Raw genomic sequence first — 21,357 nt, forward strand, 5'->3', positions numbered from 1 at the left:
GAATATATTAAATGCTAGATTTTTCACACTCCATTTTTTCCTGCAAAAACATTCTGATCCGCTCAGCAGCTTCTGTCAATCTCTCGACCGGCTGGACCAAGGCAATCCGGACATACCCTTCACCCTGCTTCCCAAAAGCATCGCCTGGAACGACCGTCACCCCTGCTTTTTCAATCAATGCATAAGCAAAATCCCACGATTTCCAGCCAGCAGGAATTCTGGCCCAAATAAACATGGTAGCTGAAGTTTTCGGCACGTGCCAGCCCCCTTCCGCAAGACCTGATATCAAGGCATCACGTCGGGACTCGTATTCCTTAACCTGTTCGGACAGCAGCGAAAGATTGGAAGTTAGCGCCATCTCGGCAGCTTTTTGGATAGGATAAAAAACCCCATAATCGATGTGTGATTTCAACGTTCCCAGGATGTTCAGCACCTCTCGATTGCCCACCGCATACCCAATGCGGCAGCCGGCCATGTTAAAAGTTTTGGAAAGTGAGTTAAACTCAATCCCCACTTCCTTGGCACCAGGAATGGCCATAAAACTAATTTGGGGATGATCATCAAAAATCAATTCGGAATAAGCAAAATCGTGAACCACCATGATCTCGTTCTTTTTCGCAAACGATATGACTTCCGAAAAGAAAGCTTCATCAGCAAGGGCGGTGACAGGATTTCCTGGATAACTGATGATCATCATCTTAGTCTTTTTCACTATTTCATCCGGAATTCCGTTGAGCTGCGGCAGGAATCCATTTTCGGCAGTAAGCGGCATCGGATAAATGATTCCGCCGGCAAGCTCTACACTCGCTTCATAAATTGGATATCCCGGATCTGGCACCAGCACATAATCTCCAGGGTTTATCATCGCCGTTGCCAAGTGTGCAAGCCCATCCTGCGATCCCATCAGTTGGAGGACTTCCCTTTCTGCATCCAGCTCCACTCCATAACGCTTCCGATAAAAATAACGGACTGCCTCATGGAATTCAGGCGTACCTTTTAACGTATACCCATAGGAACTGGGATCCTGCGCATACTTCACAAGCGTATCCACTACGAAATCAGGCGGTGGTAAATCCGGACTTCCTACACTCAAATCGATAACATCCAGCCCACGTTTCATTGCATCCTGCTTGCGTTTCGCCAACTCTGAAAATATCCCTGTTGTGAATCTTCCGACTTTTTCAGATGGAGTCATATTCATTCTACAATTCCCCTCCATTAATGATTTCTATCTATCATTATAGCAATCAATCTCGAGTATTTTAAGAATTCATCAATATCTGTTCCAGAGCCTCATCAAGATGAGGGAATTTAAATGCATACCCCGCCTTTTCCAATCTCTCAGGTATGACCCACCGGCTTTTTAATATCAATTCCGTTTCGGTACCCATAAAGAAAGCCCCCATTTCAAGCATGGGTGTTGGACAGGGCAGTCCCATCCTAATATTCATGAGCTTTCTCAAATGAGCCATCCATTCACGATTTGTAACTGGATGCGGCGATGAACAATTGAATACCCCGCTCAAATCCTGATTCTTTCTTAGAAAAAGGACAATGTTAAATAAATCTTCTATATGTATCCAACTGAATTTCTGATTTCCTGATCCTTGATGACCTCCCAGTCCGAATTTAACCAAATTCCTATATGGGGTCATCACTCCCCCATCTCCCAATACAATGGCGATCCGTAAAGCGATTTGTCTCGTCCTGGGTAATCGGAAATCGAAAAATGAGCGCTCCCACGCTTTCGCAACATCTACGGAAAAGCCTGAACCGATTACACCATCCCCCTCTGTCATTGGTTTATCCTCAGCATGCCTGTATATCGTTGCAGTACTTGAGTTTATCCATAATGATGGAGGATTTTCACATTGTTCAATCGCCTTACCTATCACTCCAGTCGTATCGGTTCGTGAATCCAATATTTCTTTCTTATTCTTGGCATTGTAGCGGCAATTGACCGTTTTTCCTGCTAGGTTGATTAACATATCCGAATTATCGATCGTTTCCCTTATTCCTTCTATATCTTCCCAGCCAGTATGCGGGGTTTGCCTGGAGATGATCCTTACCTCATATCCCAAATTCCTGAAATGCTTTTCAAAGTATTGACCGACAAAACCAGTCCCGCCAGCTAAAACCACTTTCTTCAGCATATAACCAACCCGCTTTCTTTTATGAATGAATAGGTCCAATTAAAACCAATTTGGTCCTTTTTGTGAATTATTTCACAATTATACCACCTTATTACATTAATTGGTATCACGAATACATAACGCATGTAACAAATGGTGAACTTGTCCAAGCAAAAAAGAATATTACACATAAATTAGTAATGTGAAAATTTATAAAGCAAAGGGATGATTGCAGTGTCAAGCAAAAAACTAAGAAGAACTGGTGAATCCAATAATGGTGGATCCAATAATGGCGGATCCAATAATGGTGGATCCAATAATGGCGGTTCAGGTAATGGTAATTCCGAAAATGGAAATAGCAGTGTTAGGTCTGCCTTGAAAAGAATCTTAAAAGATTTATTAAAGAATAATAGAGGTACTTCAATCAAGGAACCTATTTCAATCAAGAAAATCAAAAGGGATTAAGAGATTTCTTTTTTGAGATTAACATGGAAACCCTTTGGAATCTTTTAAAGGGTTTCCATATTAATAAATAATAATAGGATTTTCCGCATTTTGGTTTAATAGAGAAAAAGGAGAAGTTATGATGTATTTTCGAGACTGGAAACCTAAAAAAGATATCAAGAAATTAACGGATATTACGGTAAGTAATTTTCGGGTTTCGTCTGATACAGTACATGAAATTTTGCAAAGGTCACATAAGGTACTTGTGATTTGTAATGATAAAGGTAAAGTAGTGGGGTTTCTTTGTTATAATCTTTATTTATATAAAGTCGCTCATGTTAATTATGTAGTCCTTGACAAGAAATATAGAGGAAAGGGAATTCTACAATCCCTTTTACCGAAATTAGTAGCTTATGCGAGAGAAATAGGGATCCTTGCAGTGTCCGGTTTGGTAAACAAAAATAACCCTGAAGCATTGCAAAAATTTAAAGACTTTGGCTTTAAACCAATTTTAACTTATCAAGATGACATTCTAATTCAATCCTTTATATAACAAGTGCCACCTGTCCCCTCTTTGCGTAATTAAAGAAGATAGATTGTGAAAATACAATGTGTTCCTCCATACAAAACTAGGGAATGAAATCGCCTGTAAATTCTGCTGGAATTCATAGGCATTTTCCTTGTACTCTCATAAATAATGGTAGGAATACGCAATAAATTCACTACCTCAAATAGTTAATTCAATTTTCTATTTTTTCAAATGAATCCCATTATTTCCACCTTCCATTAGTGTATAGTGAATGTATACCTGCAAAAAGGGGGATCTTTATGAAATCGATAGAACTTATCATCTTGAATCTGGAAGAGGTTAGAAGAAGAAACATTAAACTATGGACTTCAATACCTAAAGGCACACTACATTGGAAGCCAGACGACAAGGCAATGAGCTGTTTAGAAATGGTTAGACATGTCCTTGATAGTGAACATTACTATCATTTATCCATTAAAAATCAAGGCAGCTTACCCGTTTATGAATCACCATTTGAAAAACAGCCGCTTATCTCTGTCGAAGCCGAATTAAACTTTGCGGAACCTTACAGACGTGATTTTTTGGAAACAATCATATCCTTCTGCGAGGACGACTTATCCACTATTAAAATTGATCGCTCCGATATTGGGTATATCAGGGATTTAGGAGATATGTTGCTAAGGATCGCTTATCATGAATCTGTACATACTGGTCAATTATTAGACTACTTAAGAACTGCTGGAGTTCCCAGAATCAGCGTTTGGGATTAACTGCATCATTTTCAAAGGGTGTTTCATCACAATGAAGCACCCAGACTGTAGGCAAACTCGATGAAAATCGAGTTTGCCTACAGTTTTTTTGCTTGTACAATTTGGATGTTGATTTCCGCTCCAAGCACTCGCTTTCCGCGGGCGGTCCGGGAGCCTCACGGCGCCTTTGCGCCTACGGGCCTGATGCTCTACGATAATCAAACAATCCAGTGGATCATCAAGAACATGTTTCACGTTAGAAAATTGTGGAAAAGTAATGATATAGGAGGGATAAGAAATGTTATCAAAAAAACCGGCGGCCAGAATGGTCAGCGCCGTTATTCTAACCGGTTCACTTTTAGGAGCAGGTGCATCGTTTCCAACAGAACCGGTTGGGGCTGCATCTACAATGGATTCCGCTTCTGGCATAGCTAAGGAACACGCTCTTACCACCTTACATGAAATCTACAACAAAGCTTTTTCAGGGGAAATGCCTTATACTGCCGTGGGTTTGAAAATTAATGAAAACACCCAAAAAGAAGTATATGATGCATTTGGTCCTCCCCCTGAGCCAGGTAACCCAGATGAAGCTTTTGACTATTACCATGCAGAAATGGGGCATCCAGGATTTGCATTTGCCTATAACGATGACAAAACCATCTCACAAATCCGATATTTTGGGACAAATGTAGAACGGGACCATAACCTAGGAAGCATCACTCCTAAAGTTTTAGGAAAACAACTCGGCAGTGCTGACGAAATACGCCACATTTCCAGTACGAATGAAATAAACTACATTTACAAGACCGGAATTTATGAACTGCAATTCATTGTTGGTGAAGATCAAACTGTAGATCATATCAATCTACTCGAAGCTAATTAATATGTATGGCAAAATGGTTGTCGAAGGTTGCAGAGAATGCAAATTATCTCTGCAACCTTTTTTTGTTTCAAGCCCCTCCCCCTTCTTTCCTCTTCAACTTCAAAGCCGTGTCACTGCCAAAATCAGATAATGGAAGCAAAAGGTTCATTTCATTTACATAAACCATACTCACCCCAAACGGATTCTTAATATTTTTACAATAAAATTAGCTTGTTCAAAATTATTTCAATATATGGAGGGTGTCAGTAAAATGATTAATAAATTCAGGGCTTTCACAGTATCGGTTCTAAGCATAGCCATCCTCTTTCAGGGTCTTCCAGCCGCGGTTGCTGCAAAAGATGCAGAAGACAATCAGACAGATCCGGGAGGCAGATGGATGAAGGGGGAATATCATGCCCATACCACTCAGTCCGATGATGCCGAGGGATCACAGAGCCTTGAGAGCTTGCTGAATAACGCATTTGATAAGTATGGTATGGATTGGAAGGGAATTTCCGACCACTTGAGGATGTCTTCAAGGGATGCTGAGGGAAATTTGATTCCAGGCGGGCCGATACCGCTATCTCAGGGAATCATACAATATCAAGCCCCGAAAATGGAGCAACTGCAAAAAGAGGGCAAATTTAAAAATAAAGTCATCTTTTCAGGCCTCGAATGGGATATGCCCACATACGAGCATGTCGGCATAGGAATTCTGGGAGACCAGCCGAGCTCACCGAAAAGTCTGAAAGCTAGCAATCAGTTCGAATACCTGTTCACCAACCAGGATGAAAAGATGTTTGATCCTGATGATGTAGCCGTCTGGAAAGCACAGGATCAAAGAGCCAATAAGACATCCGAGGACGCTCGAACAGCATTGGCATGGCTCGAGAAAAATTATAAGAATACAAGTTATGCCATATTGAACCACCCATCAAGAAAAAGGGTGTACAACATATCTGATTTTCGCGACTTCAACAATATAGCCCCGGATGTCATGTTCGGATTTGAAGGTATGCCAGGTAACCAGATGGAGCCGGATAGAGGCGGTTTAAATCTGACAACACCGGAAAACCGGACCTACGGCGGTTCCGATTACATGCTCGCTAAGGTAGGAGGTGCATGGGATGCGCTTCTTGGGGAAGGTCGTAAGTTCTGGAACTTTTCCAATTCGGACTCCCATTTTGAAATCAGTGAAAACCGCCTATACTCAAGCGGCTACTGGCCAGGTGAATATTCCAAGAATTATACATGGGTAAATGGTTCATCGATGCAATCCGTCCTTGATGGCATGCGATCAGGGAAATCCTTCTCTGTTTTTGGTGACTTGATCGACGCCCTTAATTTCCAAGCTAAAAACGGAAACAACAAGGCAGATATGGGCGGGGATCTTAAAGTGAAGGAAGGACAGATGGTCAAGATTACCATCCGATTTAAGAGCCCCCAAAAGAACAATAACGGGGACCCGGTCAAGGTGGATCACGTGGATCTGATTTCCGGGGAAGTAACCGGGAAAGCAGATCCTGGAACACCTGCTTATAATAAAGACACCAATGATACGACAAAAGTGGTTAAACGCTTTACAAGTAAAGACTGGAAAAGCGATCGCGATGGTTTTCATGCCATCACTTACAAAGTCAAAGCAAATAAGGATCAATATTTCCGTTTGCGCGGCACGAATCTAGGGGAAAATGTCTCTGGAGAAACGATGGACGGTGAACCGCTGATCGATGCAAAGACTGAAATCGAGGATAACGAAACACGCTTTTCAGAAATAAACAAACGTAACTATAAAGACCTTTGGTTCTATTCAAACCCTATCTTCGTCAGTGTAGAGGATAAAAATCATGGTAAACACTAAGTTAAAAAGAATCCTGAAATAGTTCTGGACAGTCCAAAAAGCCCCTCTTCCACTTAGCTAATAGTTGACGTGGATAAGGGGTTTTTTGTCTCCTTAGAATGGATATCGGTTCAGTTCCTTCCCTGGATGACGATACACCTTTCTTTTAGTTTTATTTTCACTTCCATGCGTGAAAAACCGTATAATTCACCAAGTTTCATTAACACTAATGATATAAGTTATTTTCATTGACTTTTTTCCTTTTCTTGTATAGTATCACAGAGTATCAATCCCTATCAGATTACTAGGAGGTTTACCCAAATGAAAAAAATGGTTGCACTTTTATCGCTATTGTTAGCTTTCACGGTTGTACTTACCGCTTGTGGTACCGATACAAAAAATGAGGCAAACGATACCGGCAATAAATCTTCTTCACAAGAAAGTCTATATGATAAAGTCAAAAAAGATGGCGTATTAACTGTTGGAACAGAAGGTACATACCCTCCTTTCACATTCCACGATGATTCAGATAAACTAACGGGGTTTGATGTTGAAATTGCTCAAGAAGTGGCAAAACGCCTTGGAGTAAAAGCTGAATTCAAGGAAACACAATGGGACGGCATGTTTGCAGGCTTGGATGCAAAACGTTTTGATATGATCGCAAACCAAGTGGGCATCGATGAAGACCGTCAAAAGAAATATGATTTCTCTGACCCATATATTCAATCAGGAGCGGTATTACTGGTACACAAAGATAATACGGATATTAAATCCTTCGATGATTTAAAAGGCAAGACCTCTGCACAATCATTAACGAGTAACTACAATGATCTAGCCAAATCACATGGTGCTGAAGTTACAGGTATTGAAGGATTTTCTCAATCCGTACAGCTTATTGGTTCTAAACGTGTAGATGCCACGATCAATGACAAATTATCGTACCTTGATTATAAAAAGCAACACCCGGATGCACCTATCAAAGTGGCTGATGAGGAAGAAAGCGGAGTAGCAAGTGGTTTAATGTTCAGAAAAGACAGCGGCAAATTAGTGGAAGAAGTAAACAAAGCACTTAAAGCAATGCAAGACGACGGCACGTACGCGAAAATCTCGGATAAATGGTTTGGTGAAGATGTTTCTCCTAAGTAATATTTTTGCTGACCCCGAGCGTATGAACCAGCTTGTTTCCATCGCTCAAACCTCCCTCTATCCTATGATAGAGGGAGCTATTCAATATACGATTCCACTAACATTGATCACATTCGTTCTCGGCCTTATTCTTGCTGTACTTACAGCATTGGCCAGATTATCTTCCATAAGGATTCTTCAAATAATTGCGCGTGTATATGTGTCAATCATCCGCGGGACACCTTTACTTGTGCAATTATTTATCATTTTCTATGGACTTCCAAATTTAGGTGTAACCATCAATCCTTTCATATCGGCTATTATAGGATTCTCTTTAAATGTGGGAGCATACGCTTCGGAAATTATCCGGGCAGCCATTTTATCCATACCAAAAGGGCAATGGGAAGCAGGCTATTCAATCGGGATGACATATACCCAAGCTTTAAAGCGCATCATTTTGCCTCAAGCTGCACGGGTATCCATTCCCCCATTATCCAATACGTTCATTAGCCTTTTAAAAGATACATCGCTTGCCTCACTCATTCTTGTAACGGAATTATTCCGTAAAGCTCAAGAAATCGCTGCAAAAAACTATGAATTTCTACTACTTTACATAGAAGCAGCTGCTTTATATTGGATTTTGTGTACCATTCTATCTTTCATTCAAGGAAGTTTAGAGGACAGACTTAATCGTTATGTAGCAAAATAAGAACCGCAGTAGTTAAAGGAGATTTTAAAATGATCAACATTAAGAATCTTCATAAATCGTTTGGTGACCTTGAAGTATTAAAGGGCATCGATTTGGAAGTGGAGCAAGGTAAAGTCATTGTATTGATCGGTCCTTCCGGTTCAGGTAAAACAACCTTTCTTCGGTGTTTGAATCTCCTTGAGGTGCCAACGGACGGGACGATTGAAATCGATGCAACGGAAATGGACTTCAAAAAACCCGTTAGAAAAAATTCGATTACATCTTTTCGCAGTTTGACAGGGATGGTTTTCCAAAGCTATAACCTCTTCCCCCACAAAACAGCATTGGAAAATGTAATGGAAGGACCCATCATTGTAAAAAACATAGCCAAACAGCAAGCGAAGGAAACGGCTGCTGCCCTGCTTACAAAGGTGGGCTTAGGTGAAAAAATCGATTTTTATCCGTTTCAATTGTCCGGCGGACAGCAACAACGGGTCGGAATTGCAAGGGCACTGGCCATGGAGCCTAAGGTCATGCTATTCGATGAACCCACTTCCGCTTTGGATCCCGAACTAGTTGGAGACGTCCTGCAGGTCATGAAAGACCTGACGAAAGATGAAGGCATGACAATGATCGTGGTAACCCATGAAATGCGTTTCGCCCGCGAAGTCGCCGATGAAGTCATTTTCATGGATGAAGGAAAAATAATGGAGCGGGGAACACCCGAGCAGATTTTCACCAACCCTAAAGAAGCGCGCACACGAAAATTCCTCAATATGATTCAATAAAAAAACGGTGCTATTCAAGCACCGCTCGCAGCCCCCCCATTTTTTAGAAATGGGGGTTTTTGCCCATCATTATATTAATGAGATGCTTGGACCTGTTTAGTATGTGTCCGTGCATGGTATAACTGAAAAAGAATCAAAGCAAAAACGGAAAGGATGGCACCCGATATAAATGGTAAATCAATAGAAATCGAAAATAACCAACCGCCGATTGGAGGACCCGCAATCCTGCCGAACGAGTCGAAGGAAGATAGCAGTCCCGTGACACTGCCATGGCCCGTCATGGAACTTTTGGTAAGCAGTGCCGAAATTGCCGGCCGGATGAACCCATTCCCCACTCCGAAAATCGTCAGGAAGACCGCCGATGTCCAGAACCCGGAAGAAAACAGGATGAGAATGAAACCAACTGCCGAGACGATGATTCCCATTCGGATGACCGCGCCTTCCCCATATTTCTTTGTCATCCTACCCACTAATCCACCTTGAACGATCGCACTCCCAAACCCCATGATCATAAAGATATAGCCTAATTGTACAAGACTTATATCAGCCTTTTTGGCTGCAAAATAAGCAAAAGTCGTTTCGAGTCCTGCCATTGAAAGAGTGACGATCAATTGCAGAAAGAACATGGTTTTAAGAGACCCACTAAAGGCTTTCCACATGGACTCTTTATTTTTTGACTGCTGGGTCCTCTTTTCAACTGTATGTGATTCCTTCAGCATCGCAATCACTAAGAATAAAGTAATCAAAGAGGAAATTCCAGCAATGTAAAAAGGTAAATTCAAACTTGATTTGGAAAACACCCCGCCAATCGCCGGACCAAAGATGAAACCAAGCCCTGTAGCGGCCCCGATGATTCCCATCCCTTTTCCGCGATCTTCCGGCGTCGTGATGTCAGCCACATACGCCATTGCGGTTGGCATGTTTGCCGATGACAAAATCCCGCCAATGATCCTTGCTACAAATAATATCCATAAGGAATCTGCCGAGGCCGTGATAAAAAACGAAAGAGCCAAGCCAGCAATCCCGATTATCATGACAGGCTTACGTCCTATCCGGTCAGATATACGTCCCCACACCGGGGCAAAAAATAATTGCATTAATGAATAAACAGCCATTAAAAGTCCAAGCTCAGTAGGACTGCCACCAACCTTTTCGGCAAGAAACGGAATTACGGGAATGATGATCCCAAATCCGACCATGACTAAAAACATCACTAAAAAAAGAACGGGTAACACCTTTTTTGTTTCCATTATTTTTTTCTCCTTTTACTCTTCCACATTCGCTGCATACGGCAATGAATTCCTGAATCATATTACTTAGCATAATCTTCCTAACAATACTTTAAACAGTTTATCATACAACCTTTACCAAATCAGTATGAAGCACGATCTTCTTGCCCAAACCACCTTAACTAAATACAGAACAGACAACAGGATTCCTGATCTCAACATTAATTTTTCATGTAATGGCATTTCGTGAAAATAATGGATGAGTTTGTTAAAAAACTTTCCCTCCCCTTATTTTTTGTTAAGGGGTACTCTATACTGTAGGGTATGATTGATGTTTAGGAGGTAAAAGAATGTCTAATGATCAGTGGATTTTAATTATTGACGATGAAGAAGATTTGGCACGTCTCATGGAGACGGTTTTACATAAAGAAGGTATCCCGAATATTGTTACGGCGGGGACGATTGCGGATGGGTGGGCAAAGTTTCAAAAGTTCGATCCATCACTAGTCTTGCTAGATATTATGCTGCCAGATGGTGAAGGCTATGATTTATGCAAGCAAATTCGGGAAGTGTCGAATGTGCCCATTTTATTTTTGTCGGCAAAGGATGAGGAAATTGATAAGCTTTTAGGGTTGGCGATTGGCGGGGATGATTATATTACCAAGCCATTCAGTCCGAAGGAAGTTGCATATCGGGTAAAGGCGCAGCTGAGGCGTGCGGGCTTTTCAGAGGAAAAAGCTGCTCCAAAAAAATTTCAAGTTGGTCCTTTTGAGCTTAGTGCAAATGAAAATGAATTGAAAAAGGATGGCAAAACGCTAGAGCTCACAGCTAAAGAAATCGGACTGATGAGCTGTTTTATCCATCACCCAAATCAGATTTTGAGCAAGGAAACTTTATTTGAACATGTGTGGGGCGATGATTACTTTGGCTCTGATAATACAGTGATGGTTCATATTCGCCGTTTACGCGAAAAAATTGAAGCAGATCCTTCAAATCCTTCTTTTTTAATAACCGTTAAAGGACTTGGTTATAAATTACAAACAAAGGGTGAAACAAGATGAAGTGGAAATTGACACGGCGCTTTTTAGGATCCGTTGTGACAATTGTTGTAATCGTAGGGATCGTAAATACAATTTTACTTTTATGCTTACTCTTTGTTCATTTCGACACGGAAGAGGAATCTGCGGAAAACTTTAGCCGATCTTTTTCACAATATGTAGAACTGATAGATGACAAACCGATGGTAAATGAAGAAGGACTGGAAAAACTGCGGAACAATAACGCCTGGATACAATTTTTGAATGATAAGGGTGAACAAGTTGCAGCCTATTACACACCTCAAAAATTGCAAACCGTATATTCTCCTGTTGAAATCGTCCAAATGTATAAGTATAAAGAAATTGATGCAGAGACGACTGTTTTTGTCGGCGAAGCTCATGATTTCAGCTATTTTGTAGGGGTTAAAGATCGAGGAATTGGCCGATATGTAATGTCCTATAATTATGTTCACATTTTAAAGTACATCAACATCATACTTTTACTGTTTTTAACCGTGGATATTATTATCGCCCTAGTCATTGGGCTATTATTTGGTAAAAGATTAACGACACCACTTAACATTTTAATAGAAGGAATACAGCAGCTTCGCGAAAGACGTTTCAAAAAGATGAGTATACCAAAAGGCGTTTATGAGGATGTATTTCACAATATGAATGAACTATCTATAAAGTTGGATCAGTATGAAAAGGAACGTGATCAACTCGACCAAATGCGTGAGGAATGGATTAGCAATGTTTCTCATGACATGAAGACACCACTTGCTTCCATCCATGGGTATACAGAATTGATGAAAGATAATGCCACTGAATTAACACCACAGGAATTGTATGAGTTTACATCCATTATTAATAGACAGTCCGTATATATGAAAGATTTGTTGGATGATCTCAATTTAACGATGCGTTTGCGCAACCAACGACTTCCTTTGCAATTTGAAGATGTTGATATCGTTGGGTTTATAAGGGAAATGACGATCGAGCTTTTAAATGATTCACAATTTGGTGATAAACAGGTTGAATTTGAGGCAAATGTGGATAAAGCAACACATAAAGTGGATAAAAAATTACTGAAACGGGCGATTTTTAACTTTATCTACAATGCGCTCGTACATAATGATGAAAATGTAATCGTGAAAATACAAATTGATGATATTGGTCCACAATCGGAACTTCATACCAAAATTACCATTGCCGATAATGGCCGCGGTATTCCCGACAAAGACTTGGAACAGGTTTTTGAACGCTACTATCGAGGTACGAATACTGCCAGTACACATGGGACCGGTTTAGGAATGGCCATTGCAAGGGACATTATTCTGGCTCATAAAGGTAAACTTGATTTGACTAGCGTTGAAAATAAGGTAACCACAATTACGATACTTTTATAATTATTTAAAGGGCTGTCCATAATTTACAGACAGCCCTTCTTTCATTTATTTTGTTCGTGCCTTTTTTGGAATATCCTCAAATTTCACTTCATCATATGACGAAACCTCATCACCATTTTTCACGTACATCTTTAAGTAAGCGTCTTTTCGAAGGTTTTTTTGTGCCGTGAATTCAAGGGGTATCGTTTCACCATCTGCATTTTTGGCGTCCAGTTTATAAGAATAGTAAGTCATCACTGAACCATCATCCAGTTTGGTTTCATGTTGTACCCCATCCTCTGTAATTTGCAAATAATAATTATCGGCATTCATGCGGTTAAAGTCTATTTTAGTAAGCGCGAAGACCCCTGCCGCTCCCAGTATAAACAAAATGCCAACTACCATAATAAATTTCTTCATCTCGATCATCCTTCTGTTTTATTATTTTGTGTGATAATACGATTATAGGAAGCTACCGTTAAGATATAATACAGACCGTAAATGACCGTATAAGCGATCATCCAGATCAACACAGGTTTTGCCAGGTCCATCATCAATAAGCCCGAGAAGGCTTTTAAAGCAACCGCACTGTGCAATAACCCCACTGCAAGTGGAACGAAAAAGATTACAAACACTTGTGATGCAGTGGATTTCCGCATTTCTTTTGCGTTAACGCCCATTTTATGAAGCATATTGTATTGTGATTTATCTTCCTCAGCTTCCGTTAGAACTTTAAAGTAAATGATACTGCCTGTTGCCGCTAAAAAAACAAGACCAAGAAAGCTTCCGATAAAGAGCAATGAGCCTACACTTTCAATGCTTGTTTGAAAATCTTGAGGGGCACTGGAAAATAGGGCTTCTTCAGGCAATTGTTTTGCAATTTCCCCCGATAAATCAGTGGAAGCTTGATCAACCCCGATAACACGATAGCTTAGGGCTTCCCCTTCTTTTTGCAATGATTTAAATTGATCATTCGATACAACCACTGCTATGCCTGCTGTTTTCGCATTTAAAACTGTTTGTGTCTTAAAACTTTGGAATGTGATTGCCGTGTTGTTTTCTGTCGTGATGGTTTTGTCCTTATATATAGGTGAGAACCTTTTGTCATATCCAATATCTAAAATTACTGCTTTGTCATTATTCACAAGCAGTGCTTCCTTGCCTTGAACTTCTGCTAATTTGTTATATGTTTTTTCGTCGATAACCGTGTAAATCCTTTTATCAGAGCTATCGAATGCTGATCCCTTGCTAAGTTCTTTCGTATTAAATGTGACAGATAGTGCTTCAATATTTTCATCATACTTTGTATCTGACAATACAGCGCTCACTTGTTGATCGCTTTTTGCATCCGTAAGCTGATACATGAAGGTGTTCGGATCAACGGTCATAACTTGGTCATTTGCATTGTAATAAAGACCATAAACCGCACCGCCGGCCGTTACAGTTGTAGCACTTAACACCGCAATTACGGTCAATGTACGTGCATTACCCCGAATGCGATACAGCAGTTGCGAGATCGTCATTATATGAAGGCCTTTCCATAGCCATTTTTCATTTTTCTTAATCACGGCTAACACAAAGCCTGTCACGCTATGAAACAAGAGAAACGTACCGACAATAACTGTTGTCAATATAATGAGTGCTGTCATTAAAAACCCGACCTTTTCCCACACTTTAGAAGTAAAAAGATCTTGCATCGCCAACCAATAACCCATGACAATCAGGAAAATTCCCATAATGGCTACAATCATTGATGGCTTCGGGGCTGCTTCCCCTTTTTTCGATGCATGGAAGAGATCAATTAGTTTAAATTGATAAATTAAACGATAGCCCTGGAAAGATGTCACCAAGAAAATAATCAGAAATACGATAGAGGTGTTCAATGCTGCAGATACCGAAAAAGTAAATGGTGCGATGACATCATAGCCCATTAAATAGATCAAAACTGTCATGAACCCTTTTGAACAAAGAAATCCAAGTAAAATTCCCACAACCAATGAAACCAAGCCTAGCAATAGGTTTTCAAAGAAGAGCATAAAACCAATCTGACGATTACGTACGCCAAGCAATGCATATAATGCCACTTCTTTTTTACGTTTTTTCATGAAGAATGAATTGGAATAGGCAATGAAAATGGCAACGAAGAAAATCAGGATGACTGCAGCACCACTCATTAATGAACCTAATTTTTGTGATGAAGCCGTTTGTTCTGCAACTGTGTCGCTATATTTTAATGTTACAAATGTAAAATAGATGATAATGCTAAATACCATGGATGCGATATATAAAAAATATTGGGAGAGGTTTCGAGCAATATTCTTTCTCGCCAGACTAAATAACGTCATCTACCTCACCTCCAATTGTTGCAAGGACATCCATAATTTCTTGGAAGAAAGCTTTACGTGATTGGCCACGACGATAAATTTCTGTTGAAAGCGTCCCATCCTTGATGAAAATGATCCGCCGGCAGAAGCTTGCGGCATATGCATCATGTGTCACCAACATGATGGTGGAATTATTATTTTCATTCAGTTCACTTAAGCTTTCCAGCAGACCTGTTGCTGATTTTGAATCAAGTGCACCTGTTGGCTCATCTGCCAGGATCAATGCTGGCTCCGTCACAAGCGCTCTGGCTGCAGCTGTTCTTTGCTTTTGCCCACCGGAGATTTGGTATGGATATTTAGCTAATAAACCTTCAATCCCGAATACTTTAGCAATACGATTCACCAAGGCAGTAATTTCTTTCGCTGGAACTTTCGCAATCGCCAGTGGTAATAATATATTTTCCTTCACAGTCAATGAGTCTAGCAAATTGTAATCCTGGAAGATGAAACCAAGATTATCACGTCTGAAATCCGTTAAGTCAGCCCCTTTCATATCGTGAATGCTCGTATCATTCATATAAATTTCCCCTTCAGTCGGCGAGTCAATGGTTGCTAACAAATTGAGTAACGTCGATTTCCCCGCTCCAGAAGGTCCCATGATCCCTACAAACTCCCCTGCATGTATGTCAAAAGATATATTTTCCAGCGCTGTGTAGGCAGCGCTTGATTTACCATATGTTTTTTTTATATTTTTCACTTTTAATAATGGTTCCATTTGTTTCACCTCTTCAGTATTGTTGATACTTATACTTTACATGCCCATTCTTACAGCATCTTTGTGCCAACCTTACAGCAAGCTTAAATCCATAAAAAAAACGCCTGCCATTTAAATAGCAAGACGTTTTTTTATGGGATTTTTTTAAAGTAAAAGTATTTAACTTTGCTTCAGAAGCCTGCGATCGATTACAAAATTACCAAATGGAATGAATGAAACGATGAAAATCATCGCCATTTTTAAAAAGGACCATTTTGATATGATGCTTACATAAAGTAATAAAAGCCCAAATACGACAAATAAGAAACCATGGATGCTGCCTAAAATGAGTGTTGCTTCCCCAATATCCAATATGTACTTAATGGGCATACCAATGGCAAGCAATAAAACATATGAGATTCCCTCAATTATTGTAATAAACCGAAACCAACCAATAGCTGTCGAAAACATTCGCTCATCCCCTTATTCATTGTACAAGTACGGCACACAAATCCAGCTTCTTGTCCTAATCCAAAATCTGTTACTTCATCATATTATATTACTGTGACATCCACTAATAAATAGTACCAGGTTTGCCTAAAAATAGAACAACAAAAGCCCAATCCAAGGATTGGGCCAGTTAACAACACAAGGTTCAAATTTACTTAAAGACGTTCAATTTCGAAACCAATTCGCTCCCTCATCCATATGCACGAAGGGAATATCCGTATCAATTACACCTTTGATTCGTTTTAACTCAACATCTTCCCCTTCGAGCCATTTTGCAAAATCTATTGAAGTCGGCTCCTGGTTCCCTCCCAAGGCAATCCAAGCTCTCATTTTCTTAGGTAAATAAGCGGATGTATGAATCGTTCCCGCCCAGCTGCTATATAAATCCGAGAAGACACCTTGGTTGGTATCATTAAACAACCTATAAGCATCGTAGGCAGATGAAAGTTTCCCTTCGTGATCTTGGATGATCTCTAATCGGCGTTTTGAATCGATAAGATGGTTACGGTTTTCATTTTTCATGATTTCAAAGTGATTTGTACAGGCATTTGACGTGCGCACCTCTACATTTCTCGGGGAGGTTTCCACAATATAGGTACTTCCGCTTTTATCATAAACGACGTAAGTGAAAGAATGACGATGCGGGATTTCCTTCAACATCGCGACCGCTTCTTGAACGTTTGCACAAGATTCAACAATCAGTCTGCCAATCATGCAGCAAATGAAACCATCACCAGGATTCTTGCGATTCATGAAGTTATAGCCTATCACCAAACCTTTTTCATTCATTCCATCCATCCGACCAGTCCCTCGCTGACTCGGGCCGATGCTTGAATACCCTTGATCGGTTGGCTGGAATAGGACATAGCGTCCTTCATAGGTCTTTGGGTGGTAATCATAATTGCGAATGAGATAATCATCGCCTGTCATGATCGAACAGCCCGACCGAACATAATCCAATCGGTATCCACCAAACTCTTGCAGTACGCGGTCAATTGGCCATTTCAGCGCTTCTTGCAACCCCAGTAATTCTTCCCAAACTCCAGGGGCGAATTGTGTAATTGCTTTCTTGACCTCTTCTTCTTCAACCGTAAACCGAGGCTGCCTGATCTTCCACTGATCTTCACGATTTTTTACCGTTAGTGAATCTTTTAATTCCTCCCCTTGCATGTATCCAAACTCATAATGTGTACCCCTAAATTGTATGACATCACTATATATTTGCTTCACGGCTTATCCCTCATTTACAGTAGTTGCTATTCAAGTTAAGAATACTTGAAGTATTGTTGAAAATAAAGAAGATAAGCCTTCAATCATGTTATTAGTTGAGATATCAAGAAAATATTTTCCTGATACCTTACTATGGGTGGAGACACGAATAAAGGCAGTGTAACGGATAAAAAGCATCTTCATAAATTAGGAAAATAAGCGGTTTTTTCGTGCTATATTATTTATAATATAAAATTTTTGAATTAAAGGAGGGTCTTACTTTGAAGGTACTCATTGGAACAATACTTTTATCAATTAGCCTTTTATTTTGGTCTTTTTCTAATTTTGACAATTACTATCCAACAAGAGAATTTATACTTGTACATATAATAGTTAGTATCGTTGCCATTTTTATATTACTGTCATCATTAATACAATATATTAAAAACCCAAATGAAAAAATATAAAACCCACTTATACAATTGGTGTTTATCTCCCCACCCTGTTTAAACCATCTGAGTATTGCTGTACACTGATAGTCAATTCCTCACAACAAACTTCTTACTTTTACGGAATAAGTTAAATTTATTTAATTTGTAATATTTTTAAAAAGGCCCCTACTCTAAATGGGTAAGGGCTCAGGATTGATAAAGATATAATATTTTTTAAACACTTCTTCAACCTTTGTCAAATGTCTACTTTCAAACCCGTTAAATATAAGGTGTTGTAAAAAACTTATTTATTACGCCTATTCATTTTCTTAATTTTTCACGAATCTGTTTATAAGAAATCCAATTGTAACTACAATAACTAAAAAGCCAATTTGATATCATATATCAAACAAATTAATAATAGACACTGTAGTCCCATACTAATTCCCTTTTCTTACTGGCTAAAATTTAGATGTTACTGACTTATTTAGAAACAATTATTAAATCATTTCTATTTAAAAATTCATATAACAATTTCCATATAAGAAAGCCAATAACAGTTCCTAACACATTAAAAATCAAATCATCAATATCGACAGCACGATAGTTATAACCAACCCATAAACCAGCTAATCCTTGAAACAGTTCAATTGATAAACTTGTTAAGGTTCCGATGAATATAACTTTTCCTATTGTTTGTAGATTTGTAATAATCATTGGTAAAACAAATCCCATCGGAAGAAAAAGAATGATATTACCAACTGCTTGTTTTAAAAGGATTGTTAAACCAAAACTTAAAGAACCATAACTCATAGCATCATAAAAAATTTTAAATGGAATGAAATTATGTTTTAACCCAAACTGATCCTCTATCATTGTTTCTATAAGATATTGTTGAAATGGAATTGGAAATATCGTTATTCCAATAACAGTGCAAATATAAATAATAAACAATAATAAATACATAAATTTCAAAATAGATATACGTCTTTTTACAAGTGGAAACATTAATAGCATAATAGATAACGATACTATTATTAAACTAGGGTATAAAGCAGATAGCATAATTAACTCTCCATTTTTTTCATTTAATAACTTCTTGTACCATACCATTTTTTAAAAATTAGATGTCAGTTCCCTAACTAGTCATAGCTGCAAAATTGTAATTTTTTACAGTTTTTTTAAAAGAGAAAAAGGAAATACTTCTGCAGAAGGTTATTATCACCACTTCCACTTATATAATCGTACTGGTGGCCATTCATTTTATTATTAAAAGGATGATATAAATTATGAATGTAGAAATTGAAAAACTATACAAGAAATATCTTAACCGTTCGATACCAAATAAATTTTTATTTTCTGATGTAGAAAATGTTCTAATAAATGAATATCTTTCTAAATCACTAGATAAAAAAGAGATGGCTTTTCTGGTTGAACCAAAAGAATTGGATTTTTATAATAAGTGTTACATCATTAATAATGTTGAAATTCTACACAACTTATTTACAGATCAAGAAAAAAGTGATTTTCGAAGTTTAAAAGAATTATTCAAACAATATACACTTGATCCTTCTGAAACTACAAATGCAGAAATTGAATATACTCTTATTCAAGAAGGAGAATATTTGGTGATATTTTTAGGAGTTGACAGTGATGGTTACATTAAAGATTTCAAAACAATTGGGAATAGCGAGAGATTATTTCATAGATTAGTCGTCTTAATGGGAATCGAAAAAGAAGATTGCAACCTGGAAAATAGAGATTTTCATGATTATTTAGAAGCCCTTTCAAATTTAGGCTACTTAGATTAATTGTGGCCCTTACCGCAAAAAGCAAATGAAAATACAATTCTGCTTTTACTAACGATAGATAGCTCCTAAATATTGATTTAAACAAAAAATAGTAAGTCTTTCTAAAGTAAATCCTACACTTTTTAGACTATATTAATAAAAAGTCGATTCCTTAATGTTTAGGGTCGAATTTTTTTATGCCGAAGTAATTAAATGGGTGTATTATAGGAGTGATTTTATAATAGTATCTTTCTCATAATGCAGTCCACTTAGGTCACTCGCTTTAAATCAATCATAATTAGATCTATCTTGTCCAACTTCGTTCTATGCAGATTCTATTGCATCATTTTTCTATTTCGGCTAAGTTGGTTACCATACACAATAAACCAAATGAAAAAATACTCTGACCAATTATTCTCTTCTAAAACCCGATATTTACATCTAAGTGAAAATTAGATAAGCCTTTAAATTCATGAAACAACTCACCACCCCGTACCTCCCTCATAATCTGTAACTAGGTACATTTATGAGGGGGACGGATCATGGAGATGGAATTAACGGCACTCCATTGGATTTATGTTGTATTCATTGCATTGATAATCGGGTTTATGGTAAAACGTCGTGATACTACCCTCATCTGCATAATTGGTATTTTCCTTTTGGCTTTAGTGGCTACAGGCAGTTTAGCATCTTCGATAAGCGGGATATTCAACAGCTTCATTTTCGCAATCACGGAATTAATGTCCACGATTTTAATCATTTCAATCATCGTTGCCATGAGCACGGTATTAACGAAGTCGGGCATTAATGATGTCATGATTGCACCGTTTGCGAAATTCATTAAAAATCCTACACTTGCCTTTTGGGTAATCGGAATCGTCATGATGATGATATCCTGGTTTTTTTGGCCATCACCTGCCGTTGCCTTATTGGGTGCCGTTCTGCTCCCCGTTGCTTTACGGGCAGGTTTACCAGCCCTTGGCGTGCCAAATGCCACTAAAGGAATCTTTTTAATACAAGTTATTGTCTTTTTTGGAAACCTCAATTAATTTAAGAAAGGGTTTTTACTAAATAGCTCCTCCAACACCAGCCAAGATTTTTATGAACATAGGTGTTAATTGCACTAAGCAATAGCCAATTGAAGCACTAAACATCATTGGATAACCTCTTTCTTTGAATCCCATTAGGATCATTAACGAGGCCCCTGTGATTATTACGGATGCTATAGGTAAACTAAGGGACATCATCAAATCAACCAGTGGATCAAATGCGTGAATGACTTGCTGTTTAACTGCTCCGCTAACTGTTGTTGCAGGTACAGATAACCCTTGTGGTGCTTCTACGGCTGCCAATGCTAAAGGAGTTTTTGCTAACATTATAGCACCAGCTGTGGCAGCTCCTGCCTTCTTTATCACACTACCTATATCTTTCATAGTTTTACGCTCTTGGAAACTCTGGCCGCCCATATAATCGCTGTATTTAATCGCTTCAATTTTCATGTTGTTACCTCCTATTTTGTGAGGTTCAT

General features: G+C 38.8%; 21 protein-coding genes and 2 pseudogenes. 13 read left to right on the forward strand and 10 right to left on the reverse strand.

Going from position 1 to position 21,357, the window contains the following annotated elements:
- Nucleotides 1-7: 7 nt before the first annotated feature.
- Both ABC374_RS21535 and ABC374_RS21540 read right to left on the reverse strand, forming a co-directional pair.
- Nucleotides 8-1,201 (reverse strand): LL-diaminopimelate aminotransferase, encoded by a 1,194-nt coding sequence (locus ABC374_RS21535; protein WP_413019687.1) that lies wholly within the window; start codon nucleotides 1,199-1,201, stop codon nucleotides 8-10.
- A 61-nt stretch (nucleotides 1,202-1,262) separates the two neighbouring features.
- Nucleotides 1,263-2,153 (reverse strand): TIGR01777 family oxidoreductase, encoded by an 891-nt coding sequence (locus ABC374_RS21540; protein WP_413019688.1) that lies wholly within the window; start codon nucleotides 2,151-2,153, stop codon nucleotides 1,263-1,265.
- A 213-nt stretch (nucleotides 2,154-2,366) separates the two neighbouring features.
- Between ABC374_RS21540 and ABC374_RS21545 the strand changes: the two genes are divergently transcribed.
- The 8 genes from ABC374_RS21545 to ABC374_RS21580 all read left to right on the forward strand — a co-directional run bounded on the left by ABC374_RS21545 (nucleotide 2,367) and on the right by ABC374_RS21580 (nucleotide 9,157).
- On the forward strand, nucleotides 2,367-2,597 hold the full coding sequence (locus ABC374_RS21545) for a hypothetical protein (RefSeq protein ID WP_413019689.1): 231 nt from the start codon (nucleotides 2,367-2,369) through the stop codon (nucleotides 2,595-2,597).
- Nucleotides 2,598-2,715: 118 nt separating this feature from the next.
- Entirely contained in the window at nucleotides 2,716-3,129 is a 414-nt protein-coding gene (locus ABC374_RS21550; protein ID WP_413019690.1) for a GNAT family N-acetyltransferase, read from the forward strand.
- Nucleotides 3,130-3,404: 275 nt separating this feature from the next.
- Nucleotides 3,405-3,875 carry a DinB family protein gene (locus tag ABC374_RS21555; RefSeq protein WP_413019691.1) on the forward strand — a complete coding sequence of 157 codons (471 nt, stop codon included), beginning with the start codon at nucleotides 3,405-3,407 and terminating at the stop codon, nucleotides 3,873-3,875.
- A gap of 277 nt (nucleotides 3,876-4,152) precedes the next feature.
- A complete protein-coding gene (locus ABC374_RS21560; RefSeq protein WP_413019692.1) occupies nucleotides 4,153-4,737 on the forward strand; it encodes a YjgB family protein in 585 nt (194 codons plus the stop codon).
- A gap of 250 nt (nucleotides 4,738-4,987) precedes the next feature.
- A complete protein-coding gene (locus ABC374_RS21565; RefSeq protein ID WP_413019693.1) occupies nucleotides 4,988-6,577 on the forward strand; it encodes an S-layer protein in 1,590 nt (529 codons plus the stop codon).
- A gap of 300 nt (nucleotides 6,578-6,877) precedes the next feature.
- The gene (locus ABC374_RS21570; protein WP_350300294.1) at nucleotides 6,878-7,702 is read left to right on the forward strand and encodes an amino acid ABC transporter substrate-binding protein; all 825 of its coding nucleotides are present in this window, start codon (nucleotides 6,878-6,880) and stop codon (nucleotides 7,700-7,702) included.
- Complete coding sequence (locus ABC374_RS21575; RefSeq protein WP_387551429.1) at nucleotides 7,686-8,390, forward strand: amino acid ABC transporter permease; 705 nt, start codon at nucleotides 7,686-7,688, stop codon at nucleotides 8,388-8,390. The genes ABC374_RS21570 and ABC374_RS21575 overlap by 17 nt, the downstream gene beginning before the upstream one ends.
- Before the next feature lie 29 nt (nucleotides 8,391-8,419).
- Nucleotides 8,420-9,157 (forward strand): amino acid ABC transporter ATP-binding protein, encoded by a 738-nt coding sequence (locus ABC374_RS21580; RefSeq protein WP_413019694.1) that lies wholly within the window; start codon nucleotides 8,420-8,422, stop codon nucleotides 9,155-9,157.
- 74 nt (nucleotides 9,158-9,231) lie between these two features.
- Here ABC374_RS21580 and ABC374_RS21585 read toward each other — a convergent pair whose 3' ends face one another.
- Nucleotides 9,232-10,407, reverse strand: a complete 1,176-nt coding sequence (locus ABC374_RS21585) for an MFS transporter (protein WP_413019695.1) — start codon at nucleotides 10,405-10,407, stop codon at nucleotides 9,232-9,234.
- A 329-nt stretch (nucleotides 10,408-10,736) separates the two neighbouring features.
- Here ABC374_RS21585 and ABC374_RS21590 point away from each other — a divergent pair, with 329 nt between their 5' ends.
- Both ABC374_RS21590 and ABC374_RS21595 read left to right on the forward strand, forming a co-directional pair.
- On the forward strand, nucleotides 10,737-11,447 hold the full coding sequence (locus ABC374_RS21590; protein WP_413019696.1) for a response regulator transcription factor: 711 nt from the start codon (nucleotides 10,737-10,739) through the stop codon (nucleotides 11,445-11,447).
- Nucleotides 11,444-12,832: a sensor histidine kinase gene (locus ABC374_RS21595; RefSeq protein WP_413019697.1), complete on the forward strand. Its 1,389-nt coding sequence runs from the start codon at nucleotides 11,444-11,446 to the stop codon at nucleotides 12,830-12,832. Before ABC374_RS21590 ends, ABC374_RS21595 begins: the two co-directional genes overlap by 4 nt.
- 45 nt (nucleotides 12,833-12,877) lie before the next feature.
- On the opposite strand, the gene ABC374_RS21600 is transcribed toward ABC374_RS21595, so the two are convergent.
- The 6 genes from ABC374_RS21600 to ABC374_RS21625 all read right to left on the reverse strand — a co-directional run bounded on the left by ABC374_RS21600 (nucleotide 12,878) and on the right by ABC374_RS21625 (nucleotide 19,104).
- Nucleotides 12,878-13,231 (reverse strand): YxeA family protein, encoded by a 354-nt coding sequence (locus ABC374_RS21600; RefSeq protein WP_413019698.1) that lies wholly within the window; start codon nucleotides 13,229-13,231, stop codon nucleotides 12,878-12,880.
- 5 nt (nucleotides 13,232-13,236) lie between these two features.
- The gene (locus ABC374_RS21605) at nucleotides 13,237-15,156 is read right to left on the reverse strand and encodes an ABC transporter permease (RefSeq protein ID WP_413019699.1); all 1,920 of its coding nucleotides are present in this window, start codon (nucleotides 15,154-15,156) and stop codon (nucleotides 13,237-13,239) included.
- Complete coding sequence (locus ABC374_RS21610; RefSeq protein ID WP_413019700.1) at nucleotides 15,143-15,910, reverse strand: ABC transporter ATP-binding protein; 768 nt, start codon at nucleotides 15,908-15,910, stop codon at nucleotides 15,143-15,145. The genes ABC374_RS21605 and ABC374_RS21610 overlap by 14 nt, the downstream gene beginning before the upstream one ends.
- A gap of 159 nt (nucleotides 15,911-16,069) precedes the next feature.
- Nucleotides 16,070-16,360: a DUF3817 domain-containing protein gene (locus ABC374_RS21615; protein WP_034305497.1), complete on the reverse strand. Its 291-nt coding sequence runs from the start codon at nucleotides 16,358-16,360 to the stop codon at nucleotides 16,070-16,072.
- Nucleotides 16,361-16,564: 204 nt separating this feature from the next.
- Entirely contained in the window at nucleotides 16,565-17,629 is a 1,065-nt protein-coding gene (locus ABC374_RS21620; RefSeq protein WP_350300302.1) for a C45 family autoproteolytic acyltransferase/hydrolase, read from the reverse strand.
- Nucleotides 17,630-18,522: 893 nt separating this feature from the next.
- Nucleotides 18,523-19,104, reverse strand: a complete 582-nt coding sequence (locus ABC374_RS21625) for a VanZ family protein (protein WP_413019701.1) — start codon at nucleotides 19,102-19,104, stop codon at nucleotides 18,523-18,525.
- A 118-nt stretch (nucleotides 19,105-19,222) separates the two neighbouring features.
- Here ABC374_RS21625 and ABC374_RS21630 point away from each other — a divergent pair.
- The 3 genes and pseudogenes from ABC374_RS21630 to ABC374_RS21640 form a co-directional block, all read left to right on the forward strand.
- Nucleotides 19,223-19,312 (forward strand): annotated as a pseudogene (locus ABC374_RS21630) (SAR2788 family putative toxin); the annotation flags it as partial.
- Nucleotides 19,313-19,328: 16 nt separating this feature from the next.
- The gene (locus tag ABC374_RS21635; RefSeq protein WP_413019702.1) at nucleotides 19,329-19,850 is read left to right on the forward strand and encodes a hypothetical protein; all 522 of its coding nucleotides are present in this window, start codon (nucleotides 19,329-19,331) and stop codon (nucleotides 19,848-19,850) included.
- A gap of 521 nt (nucleotides 19,851-20,371) precedes the next feature.
- Nucleotides 20,372-20,824 (forward strand): annotated as a pseudogene (locus ABC374_RS21640) (hypothetical protein); the annotation flags it as partial.
- A 72-nt stretch (nucleotides 20,825-20,896) separates the two neighbouring features.
- Here ABC374_RS21640 and ABC374_RS21645 read toward each other — a convergent pair.
- Nucleotides 20,897-21,328 carry a hypothetical protein gene (locus ABC374_RS21645; RefSeq protein ID WP_413019703.1) on the reverse strand — a complete coding sequence of 144 codons (432 nt, stop codon included), beginning with the start codon at nucleotides 21,326-21,328 and terminating at the stop codon, nucleotides 20,897-20,899.
- Between the last annotated feature and the right edge of the window lie 29 nt (nucleotides 21,329-21,357).

The sequence above is a fragment of the Peribacillus phoenicis genome, assembly GCF_047238085.1.
Classification (GTDB): Bacteria; Bacillota; Bacilli; order Bacillales; family DSM-1321; genus Peribacillus.